Source organism: Kocuria sp. MNB10 (genome assembly GCF_054073685.1).
In genome coordinates, this window is the sequence record NZ_CM133411.1 from 693,468 (window position 1) to 711,216 (window position 17,749).

Annotated in this window: 14 protein-coding genes and 2 tRNA genes; 8 read left to right on the plus strand and 8 right to left on the minus strand. The window is 69.7% G+C overall.

Annotation, left to right across the window (positions count from 1 at the left end):
• Positions 1–67 precede the first annotated feature (67 nt).
• The 4 genes from tmk (at position 68) to ACW9PK_RS03065 (ending at position 3,633) form a co-directional block, all read left to right on the plus strand.
• Positions 68–724 (plus strand): dTMP kinase, encoded by a 657-nt coding sequence (gene tmk, locus ACW9PK_RS03050; RefSeq protein WP_457016418.1) that lies wholly within the window; start codon positions 68–70, stop codon positions 722–724.
• A complete protein-coding gene (locus ACW9PK_RS03055) occupies positions 721–1,848 on the plus strand; it encodes a DNA polymerase III subunit delta' (protein WP_259864904.1) in 1,128 nt (375 codons plus the stop codon). Before tmk ends, ACW9PK_RS03055 begins: the two co-directional genes overlap by 4 nt.
• 14 nt (positions 1,849–1,862) lie before the next feature.
• Positions 1,863–3,431 carry an alpha/beta hydrolase gene (locus ACW9PK_RS03060; RefSeq protein ID WP_457016421.1) on the plus strand — a complete coding sequence of 523 codons (1,569 nt, stop codon included), beginning with the start codon at positions 1,863–1,865 and terminating at the stop codon, positions 3,429–3,431.
• Positions 3,432–3,557: 126 nt separating this feature from the next.
• Positions 3,558–3,633 (plus strand) — tRNA-Thr (locus ACW9PK_RS03065).
• A gap of 519 nt (positions 3,634–4,152) precedes the next feature.
• Here the strand turns inward: ACW9PK_RS03065 and ACW9PK_RS03070 are convergent.
• From ACW9PK_RS03070 to ACW9PK_RS03085, 4 genes are all read right to left on the minus strand, one after another.
• Entirely contained in the window at positions 4,153–4,737 is a 585-nt protein-coding gene (locus ACW9PK_RS03070; RefSeq protein ID WP_457016423.1) for a hypothetical protein, read from the minus strand.
• 51 nt (positions 4,738–4,788) lie between these two features.
• Positions 4,789–5,007, minus strand: coding sequence for a YbdD/YjiX family protein (locus ACW9PK_RS03075; protein WP_064846287.1), 219 nt, complete (start codon positions 5,005–5,007; stop codon positions 4,789–4,791).
• Complete coding sequence (locus ACW9PK_RS03080; RefSeq protein ID WP_457016425.1) at positions 5,007–7,292, minus strand: carbon starvation CstA family protein; 2,286 nt, start codon at positions 7,290–7,292, stop codon at positions 5,007–5,009. Before ACW9PK_RS03080 ends, ACW9PK_RS03075 begins: the two co-directional genes overlap by 1 nt.
• A 117-nt stretch (positions 7,293–7,409) precedes the next feature.
• On the minus strand, positions 7,410–8,393 hold the full coding sequence (locus ACW9PK_RS03085) for an NAD(P)H-quinone oxidoreductase (RefSeq protein ID WP_457016427.1): 984 nt from the start codon (positions 8,391–8,393) through the stop codon (positions 7,410–7,412).
• 182 nt (positions 8,394–8,575) lie between these two features.
• Between ACW9PK_RS03085 and ACW9PK_RS03090 the strand changes: the two genes are divergently transcribed.
• A tRNA-Ser gene (locus tag ACW9PK_RS03090) sits at positions 8,576–8,663 on the plus strand.
• Positions 8,664–9,114: 451 nt separating this feature from the next.
• Positions 9,115–9,414: a sortase domain-containing protein gene (locus tag ACW9PK_RS03095; protein ID WP_144998960.1), complete on the plus strand. Its 300-nt coding sequence runs from the start codon at positions 9,115–9,117 to the stop codon at positions 9,412–9,414.
• 40 nt (positions 9,415–9,454) lie between these two features.
• On the opposite strand, the gene ACW9PK_RS03100 is transcribed toward ACW9PK_RS03095, so the two are convergent.
• The 3 genes from ACW9PK_RS03100 to ACW9PK_RS03110 form a co-directional block, all read right to left on the minus strand.
• Positions 9,455–11,155 (minus strand): phospho-sugar mutase, encoded by a 1,701-nt coding sequence (locus ACW9PK_RS03100; protein ID WP_457016430.1) that lies wholly within the window; start codon positions 11,153–11,155, stop codon positions 9,455–9,457.
• Positions 11,155–11,811 (minus strand): deoxyribose-phosphate aldolase, encoded by a 657-nt coding sequence (gene deoC / locus ACW9PK_RS03105; protein WP_085108293.1) that lies wholly within the window; start codon positions 11,809–11,811, stop codon positions 11,155–11,157. Before deoC ends, ACW9PK_RS03100 begins: the two co-directional genes overlap by 1 nt.
• Positions 11,812–11,911: 100 nt before the next feature.
• A complete protein-coding gene (locus tag ACW9PK_RS03110) occupies positions 11,912–13,207 on the minus strand; it encodes a thymidine phosphorylase (protein ID WP_144998988.1) in 1,296 nt (431 codons plus the stop codon).
• A 122-nt stretch (positions 13,208–13,329) separates the two neighbouring features.
• On the opposite strand from ACW9PK_RS03110, the gene ACW9PK_RS03115 reads away from it, so the two are divergent.
• Positions 13,330–14,604, plus strand: a complete 1,275-nt coding sequence (locus ACW9PK_RS03115; protein WP_457016432.1) for a NupC/NupG family nucleoside CNT transporter — start codon at positions 13,330–13,332, stop codon at positions 14,602–14,604.
• Positions 14,605–14,637: 33 nt separating this feature from the next.
• On the plus strand, positions 14,638–15,573 hold the full coding sequence (locus ACW9PK_RS03120) for a sugar-binding transcriptional regulator (protein ID WP_457016434.1): 936 nt from the start codon (positions 14,638–14,640) through the stop codon (positions 15,571–15,573).
• A 140-nt stretch (positions 15,574–15,713) separates the two neighbouring features.
• On the opposite strand, the gene ACW9PK_RS03125 is transcribed toward ACW9PK_RS03120, so the two are convergent.
• Positions 15,714–17,717 carry an FAD/NAD(P)-binding protein gene (locus ACW9PK_RS03125; protein WP_457016436.1) on the minus strand — a complete coding sequence of 668 codons (2,004 nt, stop codon included), beginning with the start codon at positions 17,715–17,717 and terminating at the stop codon, positions 15,714–15,716.
• Between the last annotated feature and the right edge of the window lie 32 nt (positions 17,718–17,749).

The window sequence follows — 17,749 nt, forward strand, 5'->3', positions numbered from 1 at the left end:
TGCGGCCCGTCCTGTGGACACCCACGGCACCGCTGTAGCTGTCGGGTGCGATCGCTACAGTGGGGGCGTGAAGCAATCAGCGCGCGGGGCCCTCATCGTGTTCGAAGGCGGTGACGGCGCCGGGAAGTCCACCCAGGCTGCGGCGCTGGTGGCCGCCCTGCGCCGCGACGGTCGTACCGTGACGCTCACGCGCGAGCCCGGGGGTACACCCCTCGCGGAATCGGTGCGCGCGCTCGTGCTCGATCCTTCCCACGCGCCGGTGTCCGCGGTGACCGAGGCACTGTTGTTCGCGTCCGCGCGCGCGGACCACGTGGCGCGCAGGATCCGCCCCGCCCTCGAGCGCGGGGAGATCGTGATCTGCGACCGGTTCGTGGACTCCTCCGTGGCCTACCAGGGAGCGGGACGCGGTCTGGGCACCGAACGCGTGCTCGAACTGAACCGGTGGGCGGTCCAGGGTCTCGTCCCGGAGCTCACCGTGCTGTTGGACGTGGACCAGACCACCGCCGAGGCCCGACGCCGCGAGCGCGCCGTGGCCACGGACCGCATGGAGTCCGAGGCGCGGGCGTTCCACGACGCCGTCAACGCGGCCTTCCGTGAGCTCGCCGCGCAGGCACCCTCCCGCTACCTGGTCCTGGACGCGTCCGCGCCCGCGGCCGAGCTCACCGACGCGATCGTGGACCGCGTCACCGGGATCCTCGCCGAGCGCACGGAGGTCTCCGCGTGAGCGTGTGGGACGAGGTCGTCGGTCAGCCCCGCGTGGTGGAGCAGCTGCAACGCGCGGCCCGCGACAACGACCCGACCCACGCGTGGTTGTTCACCGGGCCCCCGGGCTCCGGTCGCTCCACGGCCGCGCGCGCCCTGGCCGCCGCGCTGTTGTGCGAGCACGGCACGGGCTGCGGCACGTGCCACGCGTGCCGCACGGCGTTCGCCGGGACCCACGCGGACGTGACCCATTTCGTCACGGAGAACCCGCAGATCAGCATCGAGGAAGCCCGCGAGCTCGTGGTCAAGGCGCAGGACCGGCCGTCCGTGGGCTCGTGGCGGATCATGATCGTCGAGGACGCCGATCGGATGACCGAGCGCACCTCCAACGTGATGCTCAAGAGCATCGAGGAACCCCCGCCGCACACCATCTGGTTGTTGTGCGCCCCGTCCCCCATGGACGTGCTCGTCACGATCCGTTCACGCTGCCGCGCCGTGACCCTCAAGGTCCCGTCCCCCGAGGACGTCGCCCGGCTGCTCGTGGCCCGGCACGGGGTCCCGGAGCAACGCGCCATCGAGTGCGCGCGGTTGTCCCAGTGCCACGTGGGCGTGGCCACGCGACTCGCCCTGTACGACGACGCCCGCACCCGCCGCCAGGAGGTCGTCTCCCTGCCGCTGTCCATGCACGGGGTGACCCGGGCGGTCAAGGCCGCGGACCGGTTGCACCGCCTCGCCGTGGACGAGTCCACCGCGGACGCCGAGGCCCGCAACGACGAGGAACGCGCGCAGTTGCTCGTGGCCATGGGTGCCCCCGAGACCGGCCGCGTGCCACCCGCCATCCGGGGTGCCCTGAACCGGCTCGAAGCCGATCAGAAGCGACGCTCCCGGCGCATCCAGACCGACACCCTGGACCGCTTCCTGATCGACCTCACCACGTTCTACCGGGACGTGCTGAGCGTGCAGCTCGACACCGGGACGGCCCTGATCAACCAGCACCTGGGCGAGCAGATCCACGGGTACGCGACCAACACCACCGCCGAGCACACCCTGCACAAGATCGACGTGATCAGCGAGACCCGGCGCCGCATCCGCACCAACGTCAGCGCACAACTCGCGTTCGAGGCCATGATGGTGGCCATCGTCTGACCCGAGAGGACCCCGTGAACCGTTCCCTCCCCCGCCGCCTGGCCGTCCTGCTGTGCACCGCCGCGCTGGCCCTGACCGCGTGCGCCGATCCCTCCCGGGAGACCGACGCCCGGGGCAGCGCGGACCCGGATGTCACCTCCGGCGTGGACTCCGCGCTGACGTCCTACTACACCCAGACGCCGCAGTGGCGGGAGTGCACCAAGACCTCCGAACGGCAACAGTTCCCGAGCGGTCTGGAGTGCGCGGGCATCACGGTCCCCGTGGACTACGCGAACCCCTCCGCCGGTGACACCACCGTGGAGATCGCCCGGTTGAAGGCCACCGGTTCCTCCCCCGTGGGTGCCCTGTTCCTCAACCCCGGCGGTCCGGGCGGATCCGGCGTGGACATGATGGGCTCCGCAGACTACTTCACGGCCAAGGAGGTGCGCAGGAAGTACGACCTCGTGGGGTTCGACCCCCGCGGTGTGGACCGTTCGGACGGGATCCGCTGTCTCACGGATCGGGAGATGGACCAGTGGCGTTCCGAACCGGCCTTCGACCCGCGCCGGCAGTCCCTGGACGAGGTGCGGCAGAGCTCCCGGCAGATCGGTGAGAAGTGCCACGAGCACTCCTCGGCCGTGGTCTCCCACATGGACACCCAGAGCGTGGCCCGGGACCTGGACGTCCTGCGCGCCGTCCTGGACCAACCCACGACCCACTACCTGGGGTTCTCCTACGGCACCGAGATCGGCGCCACGTACGCGCACCTGTTCCCCCAGCGTGCCGGGCGCATGGTGTTGGACGGCGCCGTGGACCCCACCCTGGACGATCGCGCCACCACGCTCGCGCAGGCCAAGGGCTTCGAGGACAACCTGCGCCACTTCGTGGCCGACTGCCAGGAGACGAACAACGACTGCGCCGTGGCCGGCGCGGACGTGGACGCGGGGATGGCCACCATCCAGCGCATGTTGCGCTCGGTGGCCCAGGACCGCCCCACGGTCTCGGACGGACGCTCCGTGACGCCGACCAATGCGATCGAGGGGATCCTGGTCCCCCTCTACTCGACCGCCTCGTACCCGCAGCTGAACTCCGCCCTGCAGCAGGCCCTGGACGGCAACCTGGACGCGCTCATGGCGTTCTCCGACTCCAACCATGGGCGTGAACCCTCCGGGAAATACACGTCCAACGTGTCCATGGCGTTCACGGCGGTCTCCTGCCTGGACACGGTGTCCAACGACGTCACGGACGAACAGATGGCCCGGGCGGCCCGTGAGATGACCCAGCAGGCCCCCACGTTCGGTCCCTACCTGGGTTATGGTGCGGCCGCGTGCCAGGGCTGGCCGGACAAGCCCGTCAAGCCCTTGGACACGTATCGGGCGGATCTGGAGACTCCCACCCTGGTGATCGGCACGACCCACGATCCCGCCACCCCGTACCCGTGGGCCCATTCCCTGCAGCAGCAGATGGGCGACGCCCGTCTGCTCACCCACGAGGGGTACGGGCACACCGCCTACACCTCCGGCAACCCCTGCGTGACCCGCGCCGTGGACGACTACCTCCTGGACGGCACCCTGCCGGACGAGGGTGCCACGTGCGGTGACTGAGGCCCGCCGCCGGGTGCCATCCACGCGACCACCGGCCCCTGTACCCGGGTGATCCGTGATTGGTGGTGTTCCGGCCCGATCTGATACTGTTTCCGGGTGCATCTGGGCCGCAATGGTCCCGGTCACGCCGCCTTAGCTCAGTCGGTAGAGCGATTCACTCGTAATGAATAGGTCGCCGGTTCGATTCCGGCAGGCGGCTCCATGGACCATCCCCGTTCTCCCCGGCAGGACCTGCTGCGCGGAGGGCGGGGATCGTCATTTCCGCGCCCGCTCCCTGTCTAGTGCGGCCGGCCCCTGTCACCCACCCTCCGCCGGCCGGCATCTGTGGTTTCAGGCCTGTGGGTCCTTACGCCGGTGACATATTGGCAACGATTTCGCGCAACACTTCCTAAACACAACGCTGTTCCATAACATATGTGTCAGGACGTTGTGGCTCTGGCTGCCCAATGATCCAGGACAGGGGACACCATGGCGCCCCGGGGGTTCCTTCAATCGGCCGAGATCCACGACCGACGGGCAAGGGGAACCCCCGGAGCCCCTCCCGAGCCTGAGACGCCACCGTCCACACCCACATTTGTTGCCTGCGGGCATCGGGTGCGCTGAGGGTGCAATACCTCTGAGGCACCGCTCATCCGACGTGAACGTCAACCACCCAGGGGAACGTCAACCATCCCGAGAGACGTAACGGATCCGGTCACACACCCGTTACCCGGTGGGGCCCTCAATCCTCCGGCGAGTGCTCCGCATGCTCACCGAGCAGCCGCTCCGCCGCAGTTACGTACTCCGTCACGACCGTTGAGCGGCGCTGGATGGCGCTCACACCCTGCGATGGTGCCGAGAGCTGCTCGGGGGACCCAGCGGCGTCGCCCCCGGAACCTGGCTCACCCACGAGACCCGACGTCCCCTCCCCCGCCACACCCGACGCGGACGAATGGGCATGGGAACCCGCGGCGAACCGCGCCATGGTGAGCGCCTCCGCGGCCTGAGCCATGGAATTGCCGGCCCGGGAGAGCTGCCGGTGCACGTCCGAGAGGTAACCGTCCGTGGAGTGCGGGATGTCCTGCGAGCGCGATGGGGCGCGCACGTGCGCTTCCATGCACACGGCGCGCACCCTGGGCAATAGGTCCGCGAGGTCGTTGGCCACCGGCACGGCGGCGGCGCGCAGTTCGGGGTCGCGCACGGATTCCAGGATCTGGTGGTAGCGGTCCAGGCCGCGCTTGAAGCGGTCGTGGGCCCGGCGCCAGACGCCCTCGCCCAGTTCACGTTCGTCGCGGCGCGTGGCCCTGTAGTCGCTGAAGAAACCCACCGATACCCCTTTCCGATCCGCCACCCGCGGGCAGCAGTCCATGGTACCGCTTCAGCAGCAACGGCCCTCGGGGTGCGCCTCCTGCCAGTCCTGGTAGTCCCGCCAGAATTCGCGTTCCGTCATGAGCGGCGTCCCGCACCCCGAGGCCCGGTGGTACTGCACGTAGTGCTCGTACTTGTCCGCACCGAGCACCCCGTTGCCGAAGCGCAACGCGCCGCGCCACCACGAGCCGACGCGGGCGAGCACCGGGATCTGCGCCGCGCCCGACATCAGTGGTGTCCCCCGCCGGTGGGGGTGCGCTGCTCGATCGGCAGCGCGTCCCATTGCTTGGCCAGGGCCTTCTCGGAGGGTGTGGCTCCCAGGCCCGACGGCGCGTAGAAGCGGGACTCCACATAGGGGTCCTCGTGCGTGCGGCGCTCGTGCCCGCGCAACGCCTTGACGGCCTCCACGACGGCCATGATCACCACGATGATCGTGAGCACCACGAAGAGGATGGACAGGGTGCCCTGCACGAACGTGTTGCGCACGACCGCTTCCATGGCCTCCACGTTCTTGGCGGTCCCGAAGCTCGTCTGTCCCTGGGCCAGTGCGTCCTTGAACGCGAAGTGGTTGGCCCAGTAGCCCACCTTGGGGTCCGGGGAGAAGATCTTCTGCCAGGACCCCGTGACGGTAACCAGGACGTCGAATGCGAGCGGCAGCAGGATGATCCACAGGTACTTGAAGCGGTGCAGGTTGGCCGCTATGGCCAGACACACCGCGAGCGCGATGGCCGCGAGCAGCTGGTTGGCAATGCCGAACAGCGGGAAGAACGTGTTGATACCGCCCAGCGGGTCCGTGACGCCCAGGATCAGGATGGATCCCCAGCCGGCGACCATGATGGCCGTGGTGAGCCACGCACCCGCGCGCCAATCGGCGTCGCGGAACTTGGGGATGAAGTTGCCCAGGGTGTCGGTGAGCATGAAGCGGGCCACGCGCGTGCCGGCGTCCACCGCGGTGAGGATGAACAGGGCCTCGAACATGATCGCGAAGTGGTACCAGAAGCTCATCATGGAGGCCCCGCCGAGCCACTGGTGCATGATGTGCGACAGCCCGAGCGCGAGGGTGGGTGCGCCACCCGTGCGGGAGATGATGGTCTCTTCGCCCACGGCGTCCGCGGTGCCCTGCAGCAGTTCCGGGGTCACGTGCACGCCGGAGAGACCCAGCGAGTTCACGAACGCCGCGGCGCCCTCCACGGTGCCCATGGTGGCCGCCGGGGAGGAGTTCATCGCGAAGTAGATGCCGCGGTCGATCGACACCGCCGCCACGAGCGCCATGATGGCCACGAAGGACTCCATGAGCATGCCGCCGTACCCGATGAACCGGGTCTGGCGTTCCTTCTCGATCATCTTGGGCGTGGTCCCGGATGCGATCAGGGCGTGGAACCCGGAGAGCGCACCGCACGCGATGGTCACAAACAGGAACGGGAACAGAGAACCGGAGAACACGGGCCCGTCCGAACGGCCCGCGAACTCGCTGACCGCGGGGACTGTGATCTCCGGGCGCACCACCACGATGGCGGCCGCGAGCAGCACGATGGTGCCCACCTTCATGAACGTGGAGAGGTAGTCGCGCGGGGACAGCAGCAACCACACGGGTAGCACGGCCGCGATGAAACCGTAGACGATCACGCACCACGCGAGGGTCACGCGGTCCAGGGTGAACAATTGGGCGCCGAGGTCCGTGCCCGCGACCCAGCCACCGGTAACGATCGCGGCCATGAGCAGGACGAACCCGATGATCGAGACCTCCATGACCTTGCCCGGGCGCAAGTACCGCAGGTAGACACCCATGAACAGCGCGATGGGGATCGTCATCCCCACGGAGAACACACCCCACGGCGACTCGCCCAGGGCATTGACCACCACGAGCGCGAGGATGGCCACGATGATGATCATGATCGCCAAGGTCGCGATGATGGCGGCGTACCCGCCCACCACGCCGAGCTCCTCACGGGCCATCTGACCCAGGGAACGGCCACCGCGGCGCATGGAGAAGAAGAGCACCAGGTAGTCCTGGACCGCACCGGCCAGGATGACGCCCACGATGATCCAGATGGTCCCGGGGAGGTAGCCCATCTGGGCGGCCAACACCGGCCCCACGAGCGGGCCCGCACCGGCGATGGCCGCGAAGTGGTGGCCGTAGAGCACCCGCCGGTCGGTGGGCATGAAGTCCTTACCGTTGGCGTTGTACTCCGCCGGCGTAGCGCGACGGTCGTCCGGGCGGGTCAGCTTCCGTTCGATGAACTTGGAGTAGAAGCGGTACGCGATGAAGTAGCTGCACACCGCCGCGAAGACGAACCAGATGGCGTTGATGGACTCACCACGCGCGAACGCGATCATGGCCCATGCGATCGCGCCCAGCAGGGCGATGCCCACCCAGATCACGATCCGCAGCGGGGTCCAGCGAGTCTGCTCGTGTTCCAGGACCTCGGGGTCCACGTGATTGGGGGGAAGGTCGGTGCGACCCTCGCCCGCGGGCCGGGGTGCGCCCGCCGATTGCTGATGTGTGGTGCTCATGGGGAAGGCTCCGGATCTCGTGCCAACACGCTGGCAGAAGCGTGAGATTGTTGGCACGAGTGTATGCGAGCGGGACCACATTGTCCCGGCATTGGCACCCTGTCTCGGGCACCCCGATCACACGGTCAGCAGCACCTTGCCCACGTGCGATCCGCTGTCGAAGTACTCGTGCGCTTCACGCACCTGGTCGAGCGGGAACGTGCGCGCGACCAGGGGGCGCACCTGTCCGGACGCCACGAGCGGCCACACGTATTCGCCCACCGCCGTCATGATCCGCGCCTTCTCGTCCGCCGGGCGTGCCCGCAGGGTCGTACCGATCACCGCGGCCCGCTTGTTGAGCAACCGTCCCACGTTGAGTTCGCCCTTGATCCCGCCCTGCATCCCGATGATCACGATGCGCCCGTTCGTCGCCGCGGCCCGGAGGTTGGGCTCGAGGTACTTGGCGCCGACGACGTCCAGGATCACGTCCGCGCCGTGGCCGTCCGTGAGTTCGTGGACCCGCTCCACGAAGTCCTCGTCCTTGTAGTTGATGGGCGTGGCGCCGAGTTCGCTCACGACGTGCATCTTCTCGTCACTGCCCACGGTCGCCAGCACCGTGAGCCCCAGGGCGCGGGCCACCTGGATCGCGTGCGTCCCGATCCCGCCCGCTCCGCCGTGGACGAGCAGGGTTTCCCCCTCCCGGGCCGCGGCGGCCATGAACACGTTGGAGTACACGGTCGCTGCCACCTCGGGCAGCCCCGCCGCGGCGACCGGGTCCACACCGTCGGGCAGCGGGAGGACCTGCCGCCACGGCGCGACCACGCGTTCGGCGTAGCCGCCCGAGTCCACCAGGGCGACGACGCTGTCGCCCACCGCGAGACCCGCCGCCTCCGGGACGTCCGCCCCGAGTTCCACGACCGTGCCCGACACCTCCAGGCCAAAGATGTCCGTGGCGTCCGGCGGGACGGGGTAGTTGCCGTTGCGCTGCAGGACGTCCGCGCGATTGAGCCCCGCGGCGGTCACGGCGATCAGGACCCCCTCTGGGGTCAGCTGTGGCTCGGCGGTCTCCGCGGCCTCGAGGACCTCCGGCCCCCCCGATCGGACATCGCGTACTGCTCGCATGGCACTTCCTTCTCTGACGACGGCGTTGTACCCCATTCTCCCGCAGCGGCATCACCCGCGCCAGGGGCGCACCACCGCACCCCTCCCTCCCTGCACCGCGCCGAGGGCATTGGCCCCCCGGGCGCGGCGCATGGAATAATGGCGATTCGTTCGCCCGCGCCACCGCGGGAGCGCGCGACACTGGAAGGTTGTCCGAGCGGCCTAAGGAGCTGGTCTTGAAAACCAGTGTGCGGTAACCCCGTACCAAGGGTTCAAATCCCTTACCTTCCGCCCAGTTCAAAGGCCCCGGATTCCTGTTCCGTCAGGAATCCGGGGCCTTCGTATGTCCGGCCCTACTGGCACGGATCAGTCGCCCCACCAGCCCTCGGGTTCATGGGGCGCGCGGCGGAGCACACGGCGGCCCACCGAGGTCGCCCCACGTCAAAAAAAGTTTGTCGTTTGCATGGATCCTGGCCGCCTCCGAAATAGACAGTAGTCTGTGATTTGCCTCACAGCTGGGCCCCGCACCCATCCGCCCAAAAGGCCATCGTCAAGAAGAGGTCCGCTCTCCTCGCCCTTCCCACTCTCACCCTGGGGGCTCTGGCGCTCACACCCGCGGCCGCGGGTGCCGTGAACCCGATGAACCCCGCGCTACCCCTGGCCACGGACGTGCCCATCGCGTGCGGCCAGTTCGTGTCCTCGCACATGGCGATGCCCGGAGGCCCCGCCGACACCGGGGCAGATGGGACCGGGCGTGGTGCTGGGCCACGTGAACGCCACGGGCGGTGGGCCAGGCGTCTTCGCGGACCTGCCCGTCCTGACGCCGGGGGACGAGATCCGCGTGCAACGTGCAGATGGCACGCAAGCCCAGTTCCGGGTTACGCACGCGGAACGCTACGCCAAGGACGCCTTCCCCACGATGCGCGTCTACGGGAACACGGCGGACCCGCAACTGCGGCTCATCACGTGCGACCGCTACGACCCCGCCACCGGCACCTTCGACGAGAATCTCGTGGCCTACGCGACCCTCGTCACCAGGTGAACCACTCAGCGGTTCCCGAAGTGCAGCCCGGGCGCGGAGCTCAGAGCCCCACGACCTCCCGCAGCTGTTCACTGATCCGCTCGAGCCGCGCCGCGGCCTCCTCGCGGGGAACGGCACCGCCCTCGGGAACCGGGAGGACGACCTCGAGGTAGCACTTGAGCTTGGGCTCGGTCCCGGAGGGCCGCACGATCACGCGGTCATCGGCCTCGGTGCGGATGAGGATCCCCTCGGTGGGCAGCATCTCGGGCCCGCCCTTGGACAGATCCGTGTACTCGACCACGGACGAGCCCGCGATCTCCCGCGGCGGGTTCTCCCGCAACCGGTCCAGCCCGCGGGTGATGAGCGAGAGATCCGCCACCCGGAACGTCAACGGCGCGGTCGCGTAGAGCCCGTGGAGCGTGGCGAGCCGGTCCAGTTCCTGCTGCACCGTGGCGCCCCGGTCCTTGAGAGCGGCCACGTAGGAGGCCACCCGCACGGCCGTGGAGATCCCGTCCTTGTCACGCACGGCGCTGGGATCGGTGCAATAGCCGATGGCTTCCTCGTACCCGAAACGCAGCCCGGGGGTGCGGGCGATCCACTTGAACCCCGTGAGGGTCTGACGGAACGAGAGCCCGTGGTGCTCGGCGATCCGCCCGAGCAACCGCCCGGAGACGATCGAGCACGCGAGGGTGTCCCCCGCGCGATCGGGATCCGCTGCGGCGTTCTCCCCCAGCAACGCGCCGAGCTCGTCGCCGCTCAGTCGCCGCCAGTCACGTGCGGGATCGCCCGTGCCCGCGCCCGTGGGGATGGCGACGGCGCAGCGGTCCGCGTCCGGGTCCAGGGCGATCGCGACGTCCGCGTCCTGGTCCGCTGCGAGTGCCACGAGCAGGTCCATGGCCCCGGGTTCCTCCGGATTGGGAAAGGCCACGGTCGGGAAGTCGGGATCCGGCTCGGCCTGTTCGGCCACCACGGAGACCCGCTCGAAACCGGCGCCACGCAGTACGGCGAGCGCGGTGTCCAGGCCCACGCCGTGCATGGGGGTCAGCGCGATGGAGATCTCGGAACGGGCCTCGGGGTCGCGCAGGCACCCGGCGCGTTCGATGTAGCCGGCGACCAGATCGGCGTCGGCGGCTGAAACACGCGAGGAGTCCCGGGGAACGCGATCCGCGGGAGGGGCGGCGGCCATGTGCTCAGCGATCAGGGCGTCGTCCGGGGGCACGATCTGCACGCCGCGCTCGTCGTCGGAGCCCACCGCGCGACCGCCCAGGTAGACCTTGTACCCGTTGTCCGCGGGCGGGTTGTGGGACGCGGTGACCATGACGCCGGCGTCCGCGCCCAGTTGTCGCACGGCGTAGGCCACGAGCGGGGTGGGCAGCCGGGACGGCAACCGCACGGCCCGGCATCCGGCGGCGGAGAAGACCGCAGCGGCGTCGGCGGCGAAGTCCTCGGAACCGTGGCGCGCATCGCACCCGACCACGACCAGGGGCGCGGGCCCCGCGCGCTCCGTGAGGAAGGAGGCGAGCCCGGCGCTCGCGCGGATCACGACCGCGCGGTTCATCCGCGATTCCCCCGCGCCCACGGCCGCGCGCAGCCCGGCGGTGCCGAACACGAGCGGTCCGGAGAAGCGCGAGTCGAGCTCGGCGAGCGCGGGCTCGTCACCGGAGGCGGCGGCGTTCGACAGCTCGGTGAGTTCGTTGCGGGTCGCGGGATCGGGGTCGTGCTCGACCCACTGCCGCACCCGCTCGAGCAGCTGATCGCTCATCAGGAATCGAGCCCCTCGAGCACCGCGCGGGTCCCGGACAGCCCGAGGCGCGTGGCGCCGGCATCGATCATGGCCAGCGCGGCCTCGGTCGTGCGGATCCCGCCGGAGGCCTTCACGCCCAGGCGCCCGCCCACGGTCTCGGCCATGAGGCGCACCGCCTCGACCGACGCCCCGCCCGCGGGGTGGAAGCCCGTGGACGTCTTGACGAAGTCCGCGCCGGCGGCCTCGGCCTCGCGGCACGCGGCCACGATCTGATCGTCGGTCAGGGCCGCGGACTCGATGATCACCTTGAGCACCGCGGGCGCGGGGCACGCCGCGCGCACGGCCTCGATGTCGTCGCGCACGCCGTCCCAGGCCCCCGCGACGGCGAGGCCCAGGTTGATGACCATGTCCACCTCGTCCGCGCCGTTCGCCACGGACACGGCTGCCTCCGCGGCCTTGACCTGGGCGGGGTGCGCGCCGGACGGGAAGCCGCACACGGTCGCGAGCTTGACACCCTCGGGCAGGTCCACGTCCAGCCGGGACGGGGAGACACAGATGGAGTACGTCCCGAGTTCACCCGCCTCCCGGGCGAGCTCGGCGACTTGATCGGCGGTGGACTCGGGCTTGAGCAGGGTGTGGTCGACCATGGCGGCCAGTTCTTCACGGGTGATCATGCGGTTCTCCTCGCGGGGGTGGTGCGGCGCGGTGACAATGCACCACGGTGGGGCGACGACGCCCGGTCCCCGAGCGTCGTCGTTGCGGTCGGACGGTGGGTCAGGCGATGCGATCCAGCACGACGTCGTCGCGCGCCCCGGTGCCCTCGGCGGCATCTGGGTCGATCGTGGCGCCGCCGTGGAGGGACTCGAGCGCGCGCTCGAAGCGGTCGGGGGTGTCGGTGTGCAGGGTGAACAGCTTCTGGCCCTTACTCACGCGCTCGCCGGGCACCGCGTGGATCTCCACGCCGGCGCCGGCCTGGACGGGGTCGCCCTGCCGGGCGCGGCCAGCACCCAGTCGCCAGGACGCCACGCCCACGGACATCGCGTCCATCTCGATGAGCACGCCCGAGGTCTCGGCCAGCACGTCCTGCGTGTGCTCCGCCTGCGGCAGCTGGGCGTCCGGGTCCCCGCCCTGGGCGGCGACCATGCGCTTCCACGTGTCCATCGCGCGGCCGTCGCGCAGGGCCTCCTCGACGTCCGCGTCGTGCACGCCGGCCGCCGCGAGCATCTCGCGGGCCAACGCCACGGTCAGGCGCACGACGTCGCTCGGGCCACCCCCGGCCAGCACCTCGACCGATTCGCGCACCTCCAGGGCGTTGCCCACGGTGCGCCCCAGCGGGCGGGACATGTCGGTGAGCAGGGCCACGGTGTCCACGCCGTGGTCCTTGCCGAGCTCGACCATGGTGCGCGCGAGTTCGCGAGCGTCCTCCTCCGCCTTCATGAACGCGCCCGGGCCGGTCTTGACGTCTAGGACCAGGGCTCCGGTGCCCTCGGCGATCTTCTTGGACATGATCGAGGAGGCGATCAGCGGGATGCACTCCACGGTGGAGGTGGTGTCACGCAGCGCGTAGAGCTTCTTGTCCGCGGGGGCCAGGCCGGTTCCGGCGGCGCAGATCACCGCGCCTACGGTGTCCAGGATGTCCATCATCTCGGCGTTGCTCAGATCCGCACGCCACCCGGGGATGGCCTCCATCTTGTCCAGGGTCCCACCGGTGTGCCCGAGCCCCCGCCCGGACAGCTGCGGGACGGCCACCCCGAAGCTCGCGACGAGCGGGGCGAGCGGCAGCGTGATCTTGTCCCCCACGCCACCCGTGGAGTGCTTGTCCGCCGTGGGGCGGGACAGCTCCCCGAAATTCATGCGCTCGCCCGAATCGATCATGGCCTGGGTCCAGTGCGAGATCTCCGCTCGGTCCATCCCGTTGAGGAAGATCGCCATGGCCAGCGCGGACATCTGCTCGTCCGCGACCACGCCGCGCGTGTAGGCGTCGATCACCCAGTCGATGGCCTCGGGGGACAGCGTCTCGCGGTTCCGTTTCATGCGGATGACGTCGACGGCGTCGAACGCTTCAACCACCGTGATCACTCCCTCGTGTAGCTGCGGCACGGTGTCGTGTCGGCGCCGGGCGTCCCAGGACACGACCTGTCCTGCAATCCTAGGCGGCGTATCGGAAAATTTGTCAATTATAGTTTTGACAAATGTTCGCGCCGCGGCGGATCCCGTCGCGGCGCCGGAAGTCGAAAGCTGGGGTCACCGTGGACCGTTTCCAGGGCCTGGTGGGGATCGTCCTCATCCTGGGCATCATCATTCTCCTATCCCGCCACCGCACCGCGATCAAGTGGCGCACCCTGGCGGTGGGACTGCTGTTGCAGGTGGGCGTGGCGCTGCTGATCCTCAAGTGGGGTCCGGGCTACGAGGCCCTGAAATGGTTCTCCGGTCTGGTCCAGGGACTGATCGGATTCACGAACGAGGGCACGCAGTTCGTCTTCGGCGGGCTGCTCAGTGACAACAACGGGTTCGTGTTCGCGCTCAGTGTGCTGCCCGTGATCATCTTCCTGGGTGCCGTGATCGGTGCGTTGTACTACCTGCGGGTCATCCAGATCTTCGTGCACGTGTTGGGCACGACGCTGAACAAGATCATGGGCACGTCCAAGATCGAGTCCGTGTTCGCGTCCACCGTGATCTTCCTGGGCCAGAGCGAGGCACCGCTCATGATCAAGCCGTACCTGAGCAAGCTCACCCGCTCCGAACTGTTCGCTTGTATGACCGGTGGGTTCGCCGCCGTGGCCGGATCGACCCTCGTGGGGTACTCCCTGCTGGGCGCACCGCTGCCCTATTTGCTCGCCGCGTCTGTGATGAACGCCCCCGGTTCCCTGCTCGTGGCCAAGGCCCTCATGCCCGAGACCGAGACCTCCGTGGCCTCCGTGAACACGCTGAAGGTCCGGGACACCGAGTCCAAGAACCTGATCGACGCGATCGGCAACGGCGCCATCAGCGGCGGCCGGATCGCCGTGATCGTGGGCTGCCTGCTGATCGCGTTCATCGCGCTGATCGCCTTGGTCTCCGCCGTGCTCGGCTGGGTCGGCTCACTCTTCGGTTTCGAGGGCTGGTCCCTCGAGGGGCTCTTCGGGATCATCTTCGCGCCGCTCGCGTGGGCCCTGGGCGTGCCGTGGCACGACGCCGCACAGGTGGGCAACTTCATCGGCCAGAAGACCATCCTCAACGAGTTCGTGGGCTACACCGCGTTCGGCCCGGAGATCCCCAACCTGGATCCCCAGTCCGTGCTGATCACCACGTTCGCGCTCGCGGGCTTCGCCAACCTGTCCTCGATCGCGATCCAGATCGGTTCCATCGGCGGGCTGGCCCCGGACCGACGCGCGGACGTGGCCCAGCTGGGCTTGTTCGCCCTGCTCGGTGGGTTCCTCACGAACATGCTCAACGCCGCGCTCGTCGGCGTGATCATGGGGCTGTGACGTGGCTGCACGGCCGGTGACCGGAGCGCCGTCGTGGACCTGACCGCGCGGGACGTCCAGTCCCTGGAGGCGGCCCGGCTCTACCACGAACGCGGCCTGTCCCAGGCGGAGGTGGCCCGGACACTGGCCATGTCTCGCCCCACGGTGTCCAAACTGCTGCAGCACGCGCGCGAGCGCGGGTTCGTGAGCATCGAGATCCGGGACCCCCGCACGGTGTCCACGGACGTGGGGCGCGAGCTGTGCTCGGCGTTCGGGCTCGCCCAGGCCACCGTGGTGGCCGATGCGGAGACCGAGCACGAGTTGCTGCACAACCTGGGTGTCGCCGGGGCGCGCATGCTCGAGGAGAATGTGGCCGACGGCGATCTCGTGGGGATCACGTGGGGTCGCACCATGCGCGCCGTGGCCCAGGCGCTGACCCCCCAACCGCGTAGCGGCGTGCACATGGTCCAGCTCAAAGGCGGCAGCAGCCTGGCCTCACCGGCGGCGGGGCACTTCGAGACCGTGCGGATGTTCTGCACCGCGTTCAACGCCTACCCCCACACGCTGCCCCTCCCGGCGCTCTTCGACAGCCCCGAGGTCAAACGCCTCGTGGCGCAGGACCGGCACATCGAGTACGTCCTGGACTTGGGCCGCAGCGCCCGGGTGGCGGTGTTCACCGTGGGCTCCGCCGGACGGGACGCACCCCTGCTCGCACGCGACTACCTGACCACCGAGGAGCGGGAAGGGGTCGCGCAGCGCGCGGTGGGTGACCTGTGTTCGCACTTCATTGACGACGCCGGCAACCCCGCCGTGCCCGAGCTCGACGCCCGCACCGTGGCCATCCCCCTGGACTCCCTGCGGCACAAGGAGATCCGGATCTGCGTGGTCGGCGGCGCGGCGAAGACCCCGGTCCTACGCGCGGCACTGCGGGCCGGGTACGTGTCCCACCTCGTCACCGACGAACGCACCGCCCGCACCGTCCTGGGCTGAGCCGGCGGCGCGGTAGTGGTGGGACCCGCATGGTTCGACGTGATCCCGGCGGTGTCGGCCCGAGCCACACCCGTCCCGGTCCCATGGCGCGCGGTTGCTCCGCGCACGGTCACTCCCCGTATGACGCCGCCCGGACCGGATCACTGCCGCGCGCGCGGCTCCCCCAGGATCTCCCGGGCGATGGCGTCCGCGTCCGCGATGGTCCGGGCACCCAGGTGGGCCGGTGCACCGGCCTCGGCCGCGATCGACACACCCCACTGCACCGAGGACAGTTGCAGACCGATCACGTGGATGCCGGGTTCCACCGCGTCTTTGTCCCCCACGGCGCGGTAGACGAACGAGCCGGCCGCGGCGTCGTCGTCGTGGGCACCCCGCGGACGCTCGCGCGAGACGTCCAGACCCGTGCTCGTCTCGGGGCTCGCGCCGTCGCGCGTCTCCATGAGTTTCGCGCGCACCAGGCCGCGCTCGTGCATGTGCGTGAGCAGCGGGGAGATGTTGCGGTGGACGTCGTTGCTCGGGGACATGGCCTCGATCATCCACCGTGAGCGCACGGGTGCCGCCTCGACCCACGGGGACGCGGCCACGAAGTAACCCTCGGAGCGGTCCACCACGAAGCGCGGTTCGGGACCCAGGAACCGCACGATCCCTGCGCGGGTCAGCGCGGCGAGCTGCTGGATCCGCAGCACGGGCGGTCCGGAGGCCAGCCCCTCCACGAAGGGTTCGAACTCGCGCTGCAGCTCGTGGACCCAGGACGAGTCCGAGATGCCGATCTCCGCAAGGACGCACTTGAGCACGCTGCGCGCGGCATTGAGGGACGCGATCGCCATTTTGACGGGATCGTCCTCACCCTGCAGGGACCCGTGGACGTCCCGGTCCAGGTAGTGCACCACGGCGGCCGCGTACTCGTCGTGGCTGGCGAAGCTCACGTCCTCGAAGGGCCGAGCGAGCCGGGCCTGCTGCAGTTGCCGCCCGGGGACCACCGAGTCCGAGATCAGCGCATCGCTCTTGCGCGCCCAGTTCACGTCCGTGCGATCCGTGAGGATTTCATCCAGCCGGTCCAGGAACGCCCGGGGGTCCCCCAGGAACGCGTCCGGTGCCGTGCGCGCGAGCACCACGTAGTAGTTCCACACGGCGTCCTTGCGGATCAGGGGTCCGAGTTGCCGGTCGAAGGACAGCTCGCCGGGGCTCGAGGCCGCAACGTGGCGCACCGCGTCCACGGTGAAGAAGCGGGTCTGCAACGACGCCGCGTAGTACCCCCGGAGCCGCGGCTTCGCCCGGTACGGCGTTCCGCGACGCGAGCCCGCCACGATCTTCGGTTCCCGTCCGGAGGGGTGGTACACCAACCGTTCAGGGTTGTCCAGATCGGTCGTGAAGCGGCCTCCCCGCCCCTCGGTGAGCTGGGCGAGCGCGTCGCAGAAGTTCAGGCCCATGCCCCGCACGAGCACCGTCTCGCCGTGCGGTAGATCGGGCCACGCGGCGTCCGCGGGCACGGTGGGCGGCCAGTACGTCAGTCCGTGTTCGGCGGCGCCGTCCACGAGTTCCTTCTGGGACGGACGCAGGTGCGCGTCCAGGTGGCCCAGCGCGAGCACGACAGCGTCCGCGGGCAGCACCACACCGCCCGCGAGCTCCACGGAGTAGCGATGACGCCCGTCCGTCCTGACCCACGCGTCCACGGCCTCGGCGCGGTGCACCGTGAGCTCCACGGTGCGCGGCAGGTTCTCCCGCAGGGTCGCGAAGACCCACGCGAGGTAGCGCCCGTACGTGGCGCGCGGCGGGTACCCCTGCGGGGTCAGCCGCGCGAGTTGGTCGCGTTGCTCGTCCGTGAGCGGGCTCACCGGGGTGATCTCCCCGGCGACGACGCCGCGGCGCCACCGTTCGAAGCTCACCCCCCGCAGGGGCTCCAGCGCGGGGACTGCCAATGCGCCGTCGGCGGCGATCACGGTGGGGAAAAGAGAAGGGGTGTTCATGAGGAACAGCTCCGACTGGTCGGTGCGCCACACGTGCCCCGGTCCGGGAGGGAAAGGATCCACCAGGTCCACGTGGACGCGGATCCCGTGGGCCGCGGAGTGCGCCGCGAGCCGTTCCACCACGGACAGGCCTCTGGGGCCCACTCCCACCACCACCACGCGTTGCTGAATCACCACGTCCTTCAGGATAACGAAGGGTGACCCCCGTT